The 12,978-nt window shown below is 48.0% G+C and carries 10 protein-coding genes; 1 reads left to right on the top strand and 9 read right to left on the bottom strand.

The window, feature by feature from the left end:
* Positions 1-366: 366 nt before the first annotated feature.
* From mfd to F7D47_RS02105, 9 genes are all read right to left on the bottom strand, one after another.
* Entirely contained in the window at positions 367-3,780 is a 3,414-nt protein-coding gene (mfd, locus tag F7D47_RS02145; protein WP_153086371.1) for a transcription-repair coupling factor, read from the bottom strand.
* A gap of 49 nt (positions 3,781-3,829) precedes the next feature.
* Positions 3,830-4,570 (bottom strand): polyprenol monophosphomannose synthase, encoded by a 741-nt coding sequence (locus tag F7D47_RS02140; RefSeq protein ID WP_006847253.1) that lies wholly within the window; start codon positions 4,568-4,570, stop codon positions 3,830-3,832.
* A gap of 94 nt (positions 4,571-4,664) precedes the next feature.
* Positions 4,665-5,423 carry a lysophospholipid acyltransferase family protein gene (locus F7D47_RS02135; RefSeq protein ID WP_153086372.1) on the bottom strand — a complete coding sequence of 253 codons (759 nt, stop codon included), beginning with the start codon at positions 5,421-5,423 and terminating at the stop codon, positions 4,665-4,667.
* 71 nt (positions 5,424-5,494) lie between these two features.
* Complete coding sequence (locus F7D47_RS02130) at positions 5,495-6,712, bottom strand: metallophosphoesterase (RefSeq protein WP_153095758.1); 1,218 nt, start codon at positions 6,710-6,712, stop codon at positions 5,495-5,497.
* The gene (locus F7D47_RS02125; RefSeq protein ID WP_118153185.1) at positions 6,709-7,530 is read right to left on the bottom strand and encodes a vitamin B12 dependent-methionine synthase activation domain-containing protein; all 822 of its coding nucleotides are present in this window, start codon (positions 7,528-7,530) and stop codon (positions 6,709-6,711) included. Before F7D47_RS02125 ends, F7D47_RS02130 begins: the two co-directional genes overlap by 4 nt.
* 46 nt (positions 7,531-7,576) lie before the next feature.
* Positions 7,577-8,911, bottom strand: coding sequence for a dihydroorotase (locus F7D47_RS02120; protein ID WP_153086374.1), 1,335 nt, complete (start codon positions 8,909-8,911; stop codon positions 7,577-7,579).
* 70 nt (positions 8,912-8,981) lie between these two features.
* Positions 8,982-9,806 carry a DUF4369 domain-containing protein gene (locus F7D47_RS02115; RefSeq protein ID WP_022120844.1) on the bottom strand — a complete coding sequence of 275 codons (825 nt, stop codon included), beginning with the start codon at positions 9,804-9,806 and terminating at the stop codon, positions 8,982-8,984.
* Positions 9,807-9,956: 150 nt separating this feature from the next.
* Positions 9,957-10,382 (bottom strand): hypothetical protein, encoded by a 426-nt coding sequence (locus F7D47_RS02110; RefSeq protein ID WP_022120845.1) that lies wholly within the window; start codon positions 10,380-10,382, stop codon positions 9,957-9,959.
* Complete coding sequence (locus F7D47_RS02105) at positions 10,366-10,713, bottom strand: FtsB family cell division protein (protein ID WP_153086375.1); 348 nt, start codon at positions 10,711-10,713, stop codon at positions 10,366-10,368. The genes F7D47_RS02110 and F7D47_RS02105 overlap by 17 nt, the downstream gene beginning before the upstream one ends.
* 68 nt (positions 10,714-10,781) lie before the next feature.
* On the opposite strand from F7D47_RS02105, the gene F7D47_RS02100 reads away from it, so the two are divergent.
* Positions 10,782-12,698, top strand: a complete 1,917-nt coding sequence (locus F7D47_RS02100; RefSeq protein ID WP_153086376.1) for a DNA polymerase III subunit gamma/tau — start codon at positions 10,782-10,784, stop codon at positions 12,696-12,698.
* Positions 12,699-12,978: the final 280 nt, after the last annotated feature.

Below are 12,978 nucleotides of genomic sequence, written 5' to 3'. Positions count from 1 at the left end.
TATATAAGTGTATTTTCAGTGTTATTTCTATAAATTTAATCAAATATTACCCCATAAAATACCAAATATTACCCCCTATATTATAATGAAAAATAGTATCTTTGCAACAGAAAAATTCAAAATGCGTTGTGAAACGCTTATCATCATCTTTTACTTATACAAAAAAATAAAACATTGGAGTTCAATAGGGATATTGAGATTCCAATGTTTTTTTATACACTAAACTGAAACATATTATCATGTAAAGTTGACATATCATCATGTAACGTTGTCAGATTTCTAACCTTTCAGTATAAATCAACAGTCTGTTTTATTGTCTACTTCCACAATTGATACAGGATTTTACCCATAGACTGCAGACACAGATTATTTTTTCTCATTACCTAAATCTATCTGCGATATCTGATTCAACAGATTTACAGCCTGTCCTACAGTCTTCACATCATTGATGCGAAGCATTCGCTTGTTGAATTTTTCCTTCAGAACACAATCTTGAATATGACTGGTAACGTAAGCGAGTATGCGGTTAAACATCTGACTTCTGTAGAACGGACTGTTTACATTGCTCACAAACTGCATCTGCATATAGCCCTGCTTGAGAATAATCTTCTCGCAACCTAGCTTCTTGCCTACCCTACGCAGACCTACCACATGCATCAGTTCGTCTGCTTCATGAGGCACAGGACCAAAACGGTCTATCATACGCTTGCGGTAAGCCTCTACTTCCTCATCGCTCTCCAGACGGTCCAGTTCACGATAAAGGAGCATGCGCTCACTGTCACCCGGCACATAAGTCTGAGGAAAATACATCTCCAGATCGCTCTCTATGCCACAATCGTCAACGAAATCATCACCTGTAAGCTGGGCACCTTCATCCATCTTCTCCTGATAAAGATCACAGAACTCCTCGTTCTTCAACTCTGTGACAGCCTGAGAGAGAATCTTCTGGTAGGTTTCATAACCCAGATCTTCCATAAAACCGCTCTGCTCAGAGCCCAGCAGATTACCCGCACCGCGGATATCCAGGTCCTGCATGGCGAGATTGAAGCCGCTACCCAGTTCGCTGAACGTCTCCAGAGCCTCCAGACGGCGACGCGCCTCAGGAGTAAGTGCACTCTTAGGTGGCGCCATCAGATAGCAGAAAGCCTTCTTGTTGCTTCTTCCTACGCGTCCACGCATCTGATGCAGGTCACTCAATCCGAAGTGATGAGCATCGCTCACGATAATCGTATTGGCATTGGAAATGTCAATACCGTTCTCTACAATAGTGGTAGAAAGCAGTACATCATAATCGTAATTGATAAAGCCCATGATGATTTTCTCCAAATCCTCTGGCTTCATCTGTCCGTGACCGATTGCTACCCTACAGTCTGGGATATACTTCTCGATGAGCATCTTAAGTTCCGGAAGCTTGGATATTCTGTCGCATACGAAATAAACCTGTCCGTTTCGGCTCATCTCGAAATTGATGGCATCGCAGATAACTTCACTACTAAACGTTACCAGTTCGGTATGAATCGGATAACGGTTAGGTGGCGGAGTGCGCATGATACTCATATCCCGGGCGCCCATCAGAGAGAACTGGAGGGTTCGCGGAATCGGAGTGGCACTCATCGTGAGTGTATCGACATTTACCTTGAGCTGACGGAGTTTCTCTTTGGTAGACACACCGAACTTCTGCTCTTCATCGATGACGAGCAGCCCCAGGTCATGCCATTTCACGGTCTTTGATATCAGCTTATGCGTACCTATGAGGATATCAATCTTACCCTCTTTCAGGGCGTCAAGCACCTCTCTGGTTTCCTTCGTTGTACGGGCTCTACTGAGATAGTCTACCCTTACAGGCATGCCTTCCAGACGCTTTTTGAAAGTCTGATAGTGCTGGAAAGCCAGAACGGTAGTAGGCACCAGCACCGCAACCTGCTTGCTGTCGCACGCTGCCTTGAAGGCTGCACGGATGGCAACCTCAGTCTTGCCGAAGCCCACATCGCCACAAACCAGACGGTCCATCGGTCTGCCGCTCTCCATATCCTTCTTCACCTCCTGAGTAGCCTTATTCTGGTCTGGCGTATCTTCATACAGGAAGGAAGCCTCCAGCGTATGCTGCAGATAATTGTCGGCACTGAAGGCGAATCCCTTCTCCCGTCGGCGCTGGGCATAGAGTTTGATCAGGTCGCGCGCAATGTCCTTGATTCGCTTCTTAGCTTTGTCCTTGAGTTTATCCCAGGCACCTGTACCCAGTGTAGACAGACGAGGCGGAGTACCGGTATCGCTGCGGCGATATTTGCTGATTTTATAAAGCGAGTGGATAGAAACATCCACCTTGTCATTGTTCGTATAGACGATGCGGATCATTTCCTGATAGCTGTTGCCCGCAGGAACCCTAACCAGACCGCCGAACTTGCCGATACCGAAGTCTACATGCACGATAAAATCTCCCACTTCCATCTCCTGCAGTTCCTTCATGGTGAGTGCCATCTTGCCGGCTCTCGCTTTATCTGAGCGCAGGTTATATTTATGAAAACGGTCAAAAATCTGATGATCGGTAAAGAAGCAGCACTTCTTGTCATGGTCAGTAAAGCCTTCATGAAGCGTCTTGTCTACCGGTGTAAAACGGATGGCGTAGCGCTTCAGCTCTTCGCTTTCAAAGATATCCTTCAGGCGCTGTTGCTGCTTCTGGCTATCTGCCAATATATATAAGGTGTAACCCTGAAGCAGGAAATCCTCCAGAGTCTGGCAAAGCAAATTGAAATTCTTATGGAAAAGAGGCTGTGGAGCGATATTGAAAGGTATCACAGCCGAACTCTCTGACGGAGCGACCTTGCCGAACTCGATACGGAGATGAGCCGCTACTGCCTTCTTGAAATCGAGCGGAGAAACGAGGTTGAGCTCGGTCTTCATGTCATGTCTGATGCGCTCAGCCTCTACCTCAGTAGCTCCCTCCAGCTGCTCGGTAAGGCTCTGCGATGAGAAGCCTTCGGTATAGATCTGACCGATGCGGTCGCAAACGAAAGAAAGGTCTTTCGCAACGACTGGCGTACTTTCGGAGAGGAAATTGAGGAAACACTGCTTGTTGCTCTCGATATGGGCGAGTTCGGGCACGATTTCTATCTCTGTGCGCTTCGCCTGCGAGAGCTGGGTCTCAACATCAAAGGTACGGATGGTGTCAATCTCATCGCCGAAGAAGTCGATACGGAACGGATATTCGCAGCTGTAAGAATAGACATCGAGGATGCTTCCACGCACGGCAAACTGGCCCGGTTCATAAACATAATCGGTTTCTTTGAGTTCGAAATCGCGCAGGGTATGAACCACATCGGTCTGAGCAATCTGCTGGCCTACAGTCAGTTTCAGAATCCGTTCATCCAGATTCTGCTTAGCCACAACGAGTTCTGCCAGTGCATCGGGATAAGTGACTACCAGGAAATGTCCTCCCGAAGAGAGGCGCGCCAGCACCTCTGTACGTAGGATTTCATTCGCTGCATCACGCTGCCCGTATTTCACGGCACGCCGATAGCTGGAAGGAAAGAAAAAGACCTTCTCCTGCCCCATCATCTGAGTGAGATCGTGATAAAAATAGCCTGCTTCATCGGCATCATCCAATACGAAGAGTACCGAACGCCTCATCTTCCCCTGCAGAGAAGCAAAGAACATCGGAGCCGAAGAGCACAGCAAACCCTGGAGAAAAATGGAATGAACCGACTTCTTCCCCATCAAATCAAAGAGGGCATCCGCCTGTGGCGAACGCCCGTATGTTTTTTCTATCTTTTGGATTTCCATCCAAGTACTGATTAGTGATTACTGATTACTGAGTAGTGATTACAGAGTATTAATCCTTCTTCGGATATTTCTTGAACCAGCCATCCAGGCGCAGTCGCATCACGCCAAAGAAAGCCTCACCAAAGATGCCACCACTCATCTTGCTCACACCTTCACGACGGTTAACAAAGATGACAGGCACCTCCTTGATCTTGAAACCTATTCGATGAGCCGTATATTTCATCTCTATCTGGAAAGCATAGCCCTTGAAGCGGATAGCATCCAAATCTATGGTTTCCAACACCTTACGTCGGTAGCAGACGAATCCGGCTGTGGTATCATTCACCTTAAATCCGGTTACGATACGTACGTATTTAGAAGCGAAATAGCTCATCAATACGCGCCCGATAGGCCAGTTGACCACGTTCACACCCGAAATATATCTTGAGCCTACAGCCACATCATACCCCTCATCGTGAGTTGCCGCATAGAGACGAGGCAAATCATTAGGATCATGACTGAAGTCGGCATCCATCTCGAAGATGAAGTCATAACCCTGCTTCAATGACCATTTGAAGCCCATGATATAGGCTGTACCCAAACCGAGTTTACCCGAACGCTCCAGGATATGCAGACGACCGGCAAACTCATTAGCCATCAAGCCCTTAACGATGGCAGCAGTACCGTCAGGACTTCCGTCATCGATAACGAGGATATCAAACTGCTTTTCGAGACCGAAGACAGCACGGATGATTTTCTCGATGTTTTCCTTCTCATTATATGTAGGAATGATTACTATGCTATCACTCATAACTTCTTATAATTTTAATGATTCTGATTCTATATAATGTAATACAGATGCAAAATTACAACTTATTTTTGAAATAACAAGCGAAAAACCGAAATTATTGGTCCGGATTCTCTACAAAACCCTGATATTTCTTGTCAAGCCCGTTCATAATCGCCTCATAGCTCTTGTTCATCTGGTTCTTGATATTGTCAGCTCCCTTGCCAATCGGCTCGATAGGCTCATGAATGGTGAGCTTCAGAGGATGCCAGAAAGCCCAGTAGATGTCCTTCATGCGAGGCTTCACATCAAAACTGCCATTGATGGTAAGCGGACATACCGGCAACTGCAGTTCATCGGCAAGCATGAAAGCACCGCGGCGGAACACGCCCATGTGACCCGTAAACGAACGGGCACCCTCTGGGAATACCACCAGCGACATGCCCTCTTTAAGCACCTCGCGAGCACGGTCATAAGAAGCACGGATCTTAGAAGGTCCGCTCTTGTCTACAAAGATGTGGTGCGCATACTCACAGGCGATACCGATGAGAGGCACTTTGCGCAAGCCCTTCTTCATCATCCACTTGAAGTTTCTGCCCAGGAAGCCGTAAATCAGGAAGATATCGAAAGCGCCCTGATGATTGGCCACGAAAACATAACTCTGGTTCTTCTTGAGATGCTCACGTCCCTCCACCTTTACAGGCAGGAGGAGGATGCGGACCCAAAGCCAGGACCAATACTTGCCGGGATAATAACCCCAGAAATGGCCATTGCCCAGCATACATCCCAAAACAGTAGTTAAACTGGTTAAAACGCTAGCCAACAAGAGGATAGGCAAGCATATAACAAGTTGATACAGACGATATAAGTACTTCATTTTCTAATTAAGAATTAATTAAGAATGAATAATTTAACATTCAACATTTAACATTCAACATTCAACACTCCTCATTTTCTCTTCAGTGTGATGACCACGATTTCTGCCGTTGCCCCGATGCGGATAGGAACGGTACCGCCCAGACCCGATGTGGTATAGAGCTGGCAACCCTCCTCCTCGAAGAGGCCGTAATCATAAGGAGTAAACATCGACGGACGCAAGCCCAGGATACTGATCTGCCCCGCATGCGTATGACCGCTCAATGTAAGCTGCGGTGCTACGACCAGCGAATCCTTCCTGTCAGGTCCTATCACATCGCCATCCTCATCCTTCTCCTTATTAATAGTAGAAGGCCAAGTCTCGCGCCATTGCTTCGGCATATGCTGCAGCATCAGCACGAAAGAGCCCGGTCTGATGCCATACAGCGCCTTCCTTACGTTGGTTCGCTTTGGTTTGTCATAGTTCTCTGTACCAGCTACATAGATGCTGTCAGCGCCTCTATGCACCGCCACATGCTCATTCATCAGCAGGCGCCATCCGCAACTCCGCTGGAAGTCCTGCATCCGCTTCTCGAGCGCAGCTATCTCCTGCTCATCATCTACATCCATATAATAGGTGTAATCGTGATTGCCCAGCACACTCATCACGCCATCTCTGGCTTTCAGACTGCTGAGCAGCGCCTGATACTCAGGCAATTCATCGGGCGTAACATTCTGTAAATCACCCGTAAAGCAAATCAGATCAGGTTTTTCGGCATTAATGCTGTCGATATCGCGCTGAGGCAGATGACCACGCCAGCCATAGTATGACCCGAGATGGATGTCGCTGAACTGAACGATGCAATAGCCCTCGAAAGACTTCGGCAGATTAGGTACATAGATGGTGATACGCTTGACTTGCATCTTAGGAAAACCTTCGGTAAATCCGTAGATAAAGCAGAAGAACGCCACCGCTCCCACTACCAGTCCGAGGAGCTTGCCCCAGTTGCGATGGCCGTGGAGAAGCCTCATACAGCACCAGCCGAAGACACTGAACAGGCTGAAAACAAACTGTGGCACCGCACATACTGCCATCATCACAAACCAGATGTCGATGAGCACCGGATTGCGTGGCAGGAAGTTGGGCAGTATCGTGATATATGCGCTGTAGGCAATAACCACGAAAGCCGGGAACCAGAAGAGCACCCGCTGCCAGAGACTCTTCAGCCGTAACTTGCCATACCTTTTATATATCCAAAGATACGGCAACAGGGTGAATACCACTACGGGTATCAATATTCTTGCTATCATTTCTTGATCAAACTTGATTGAAGATACGTTTTCATTGCCTGCACGGGCACTCCTCTGCGCTGTGCATAGTCGCGAAGCTGGTCGTCTCCTATCCGTCCCAGTTCGAAATACCGCGACTTGGGATGTGCAAACATCAGCCCCGAGACACTGGCATGAGGCGTCATCATTCCGCTTGTGGTGAGCCGGATGCCCACCTGACTCATATCGATGAGCTGGTCGATGATGAAGTTGGCACTGGTATCGGGCAGCGAAGGATATCCTATAGCCGGACGGATGCCCTGATAGCGCTCCAGATGCTGGTCTTCGATGCTCAACTGCTCGTCGGGAGCATAGCCCCAGATGCTGCGTCTCACCTCTTCGTGCAACTTCTCTGCAGTGGCTTCAGCCAACCGGTCGCAGAGTGTCTGTGCCATCATATTGAGGTAGTCGTCCGAGCGATATTTCTTCTCCAGACCGCCATCTACCGTCGTGCAGAAGATACCCAGCCGGTCTGTTATTCCACTGCCCAGAGGACGGATGAAATCAGCCAGACAGAGATTGGGTTCTCCCTGAGCCGCCGGATGCTGCTGACGGAGCATCGGGAAGCGGACTTTCTGCCCTTCCAGCCAGATATCATCCCCCTCGCTGTTCGCCTCGAAGAGTCCGAAGACGGCATAGGTATGATATTCGCCTTCCCATGAATGGAGCATATCGAGCGCCTCAGCCTTCATTTTTTCTTTTTCCTCTCGAGGTTTGCCGCTCAATCCCCAGGCATGATAAAAGTATAGCCAGTTGATATATGGCTCAATTTCGCTTATATTGTATACTATTCTTCGCATCCGATACGATATTTTATTTTACAATCCCCGTAAGATTTCCCTCTTTTCAGGAATTGCTTCTGAACTCCAGTTCCTCTCCTCTGCAAGCGGCATCAAACACGCCTTTGTTATAGATAAGACGACCGTTACAGAAAGTCTGTTCCACTTTCCATGCAAACTCATCACCCTCTACAGGGCTCCATTTACACTTGCTCTGAATCACCTCTGCGGTCACCTTCCAAGGCTCTCCCTTGCGCACCACAACGACATCTGCCTTATAACCCGGACGCAGGAAGCCGCGCTGACTGATATGGAACAGACGGGCTGGATTATGGCACATCAGTTCAACCAGACGCTCGATACTGATTACCTTTTCGTCAACAAGTTTCAGCATGCTTACCAGCGAGAACTGTACCATTGGCATACCTGATGCAGCCTTGGCACAACCGCCCTGTTTATCCTTCAACTGATGAGGAGCATGATCGGTACCTACTACAGTTATCTTACCATTACTCAGCGCCTTACGCAAAGCTTCGCGATCAGCAGCGGTCTTTACTGCAGGGTTGCATTTGATGCGTGCGCCCTTCACAGCGTAATCTTTATCCGAGAACATGAGATGAGCCACAACAGCCTCGCCTGTAATATTTTCATCCTTACCAAAGAACTCCAGTTCCTTAGCCGTAGTAACGTGAGCGATATGGAGATGCGCCCCGCTTTCCTTAGCCAACTGCACCGCCAGACGGCTGCTTTCATAGCAAGCCTCCTCGCTGCGTATTTCCGGATGATGTTCTACGGCAGGATCCTCACCCCATTTCTGCTTAGCCAGCTGCATGTTGCGGTTAATGATTTCGGTATCCTCACAGTGGGTCATCACCGGCAAATCCAGCTCTTTCGCCTTCTTGAAGATAGCCTGCAGCGCCTCATATTTATCCACCAGCATATTGCCCGTACTGGAGCCCATAAAGAGCTTGATGCCCGGCACACGATGCGTATCGAGCTGCTCAAAATCATTTACATTATCATTGGTAGCACCAAAGAAGAAACTGTAGTTCACATGACTCTTCTCAGCGCCCAGCTGCCGCTTTGCCTGCCAGACCTCCAGAGTGGTAGTCTGAGGCACCGTGTTAGGCATCTCAAAATAACTGGTCACACCACCAAAGGCAGCTGCGCGGCTTTCGCTCTCGATGTCAGCCTTCTGCGTAAGTCCCGGCTCACGGAAGTGAACATGATCATCAATCACACCCGGCAAAACAAAACACCCCGAGGCATCGATGACTTCATCGTAATTGCCACGGGGTGCCTCGCCTTCATATATCTCCTTGATAAATTCACCATCCAACAAGAGGTCGCCCACAAAAGAGCGACCCTCATTTATAATGGTTCCATTCTTGATTAATTTCATATTACTAAACTTATAAAATGAAGAGTTTTACAAGATGTTAATGCCCAAGACCTCGGAAAGAGTCCTGTTTCTACTCCTGACCTTCCTGTTTTTCAGGAATCGTAGGCGCAGCCAGTTCGTTGGCTGTAGGTGCCGGAGCCGCATCAGGATTTACCTGTGGAGCCGCTTCCATCTCTGGCTGCATGCCGCTCTGCGCATCTCGTGTACCGTTCATAATCTCCTGATTCTCTTGAGCTTTCTTATAATAGTCCTTTACATAAGGATCATTCTTGAAATAGTCGGTAGCCTTGCTCATGATATCCTCAATCCAAGGAGAGAGCATCGGATACTGGTTGCCCATTGTAACGAGGAAGAAGACGCCCGGTCCAAGCACATTGTTGAAGTTGTCGGTAACAAACGAAGTGATGAGCTTGTCTTCCTGCTCAGAGAGGCGGATGGATTCCTCGTTCAGATGCTTGTTGACAGCCACCATATCGCTACCGTTCATGATAGCCTGGTCGTGCTTGTGTACCAGTTCGCGCAACTGATTCTGAATCTGCTGGTATTTCTTGAAGAATCCGAAGAGTTTATCGTTCATAGGCGTACCGCTTACCACCTGCTGTGTATCATCGAGCTTCACCGTAATGCTTCCACTCTCCAGCACCAGCGGCAGCACAGGGTCATCATCCATGAAGATATTCGCCATCTTCATAGAGTCGACAGAACCCTGAAAATGGAACTGTCCGTGCACTACATCGCAAGAATCCACGTTCTTGAAATCGTTGTTTTCCAGTATCTTAAGGTACAGCATGCGTCCGTCTAGAGTACTTACGTTAGAAGTACCCGAGATATCGTAACTGTTGGCACAAGATGCAAGTGCCATCAAGGCAATGAATGCGTAAAATATTCTATTCATAAGCTATCTATATCACTTTCGGTGAACAAAAGTACAATCTTAATTTGAACTGACGAAATAAATTGCAGCAATTTAATTCATTCTTACAAGATTTATGTTTTGTTTGCACTCCTATTGGCCACCGAAAGCTTTTTTCTCGTCCTTTCTATATTACTGATTGTTTTCCTTCTTCAGTTCATGAGAGATGCGATGCGTGGTATATAGTTCCAGCAGGGCTGCGATGAGGAGAAAGACTACCCACTTATTATAGAAATAGGTGATATAGGTCTCATAATTCTCAAACCAGCGGCGCAGGAAAGCATACACCGTATCTACCATCGAGATGCCTGAGAGCACGAAGAAGATGTCTGCTACATACTGCATGCGCTTCAGGCGGTGGATTACCAGCGAAGATCCCTCATAGAACTGCATCGCCTGCATTACACTGAAGAGTATGGTGCCCAGCAGGAACCCCCAGCTCGTTACCTGCACCAGCTGCGGATGTGAAAAACCAAATGCGAAGCAAGCCGCACCGACAACCATCAGCACGCCGCCCAGCAAGAAAATAGCACTTTCCAGTTTACTCAATTGTTTCATTTTCGTCTTGTTCGTTAGTTTTTTCCGGAATATCCGAACTCAATACAAAGATATCTTCATCATCAGCCTTCATGAAATAACGCTGGCGGGCTATCTTCTCAAATGCCCGCGCACCATGCTGCATATCGCGCAGGGTACGCTTGTCGTTTTCATACTGCTCACGATACTTTTCTATCTCCGAACGGAGCGTAGCTATCTCTATCTGGTACTTAATGTGCTGTCTTACACTGTTGTCGTCAACTACACCAACTACCAGAACACCCGCTACAATCACTATAAGATACTTATAATGAGCGAGATAATTCCATATAATACCAAGTTTTTTACTCATTTCTTCCGAATTTGTTTGCAAAGATAATATTTTTTTGTTATCTTTGCATCATCAATTAAGAAAAAATAATGGAAGAGTATATAGTTTCTGCAAGAAAGTACCGTCCGATGACCTTCGATTCGGTTGTCGGACAGAGTGCATTGACCACCACTTTGAAGAATGCAGTGAAGAGCGGCAAGCTGGCGCACGCCTATCTTTTCTGCGGTCCGAGAGGTGTGGGCAAAACCACTTGTGCCCGCATTTTTGCGAAGGCAATCAACTGCGAGCATCCTCGTGAAGACGGCGAGGCATGCAACGAATGTGAGAGCTGCCGTGCCTTCAATGAGCAGCGTTCCTACAACATCTTCGAGCTGGATGCCGCCAGCAACAACGGTGTTGACCAGATTAAGGTTCTGATGGAGCAGACCCGCATTCCGCCTCAGGTAGGCAAGTATAAGGTGTTTATCATCGACGAGGTCCACATGCTCTCTACAGCTGCCTTCAACGCCTTTCTCAAGACGCTGGAGGAGCCACCTCAGCATGTCATCTTCATCCTCGCCACTACCGAGAAGCATAAGATTCTGCCTACCATCCTGAGCCGATGCCAGATTTACGACTTCGAGCGAATGACGGTAGCCAATACCATCAACCACCTGAAGATGGTGGCTGAGAAGGAAGGCATACAATATGAAGAGCAGGCGCTCGCCGTGATAGCCGAAAAGGCTGACGGAGGTATGCGCGATGCCCTCTCTATCTTCGACCAGGCTGCCAGCTTCTGCATGGGCAACATCACTTACCAGAAGGTTATCGAGGACCTGAACGTGCTCGACAGCGACAACTATTTCCGTCTGGTAGACCTGGCTCTGGAGAATAAGGTAGCCGAGATGATGGTAACACTCGACGGCATTCTGAGCCGCGGTTTCGATGGCGGCAACATGATACAGGGGCTTGCCCAGCATGTGCGCAATGTGATGATGGCGAAGGATCCTCAGACCCTGCCTCTGCTCGAAACCAGCGACGACCAGAAAGCCAAGTTCCAGGCTCAGGCCCAGAAGGCACCTACACCTTTCTTATATAAGGCGCTGGAACTGATGAACCAGTGCGATATCCATTACCGCGCCAGCAGCAACAAACGATTACTGGTAGAGCTCACCCTGATACAGATAGGCCAGATTACGCAGCCCGAGGATCAGGATGTGCCTAGTGCGGGGCGTACGCCCAATAGATTAAAATCCCTGTTTCAGAAACTCCTGGCTCAGTCTAAGCTTGCCTCTCAGGGTGCAGGTTCTGAGCCTTCTGGCAGCAGCGAAAACCGGTCATCACAGCCGGGAGCGTCTGCTGCTACAGCTACTGCTGTGCCTTCGTCAGGGGCACCGACAGCCGCTTCTGCAGCCTCCAATGCTGCATCTTATTCTGCATCTGCCACCGCAGCCGGAGCTGCCTCTCCAGAAGGCTCAGCCGCTGCCGGAGCTGCTACTGATGCTGCATCGCCTCACAAGCCACGACTCAAGAATATCAAGCTGGGCGGCATAGGCATGACTTTCTCTAACCTGAAGAAGAGGGAGGAGAACCAGCGCCGCCTGCACAGTCCGTATGATGATACCAATGAGGAAAAAGCGACCATCACGGGCGACCAGAACGAGTTCACCCAGGAGCAGGTGGAAGCAACATGGTTCAGTATGTGCATGAGAATGCAGAACAAGTTGGATTTCATAGGCTTAGCCAACCGAATGAAGAGTATCGTACCGAAGATAACCAACTATCCGCAGATAGAGGTTATCATCAACAACCAGCTCTTACTAGACGACGTTTTGAACATCAAGAACCGCATTCTCAAGACTTTCGTCTTAGGTCTTCACAACAGCGAACTGAGCATCAGCTACCGCCTTGCCGACCAGGAAGAGGTAGGCAAGGTTCTGACCAAGAATGAAGTTCTGGAACTTCTTATGGAGAAGAACCCTGCAATGAAAAAACTCACAAAGGACATGGATCTGGTCATGACATAGAAGATACTCCACACGATACGAAATTCTCCACTCCATGTAGGACAACCTATACGGAGTGGAGAAAATTGTTTTTACAAATATCGAAACTTGATGCTTTAAGAGACACATAAGAGGAAAAGACCAAGGGTCGTTACAGCGTGACAGTTGTGACAGTTGTGACAGTTTTCAGCGGAGGGGGTATATTGCGAGTTTGCAGCTATCAAATTATAAGTATATATATTTAAATTATTATATATATATTTATATATATTATAAGTTACCTCTAAAGAGAGGGAGGTGG

This window comes from Segatella copri (assembly GCF_009494835.1).
Taxonomy (GTDB): Bacteria; Bacteroidota; Bacteroidia; order Bacteroidales; family Bacteroidaceae; genus Prevotella; species Prevotella copri_F.
This window is presented reverse-complemented; position numbering and strand designations above follow the sequence as displayed.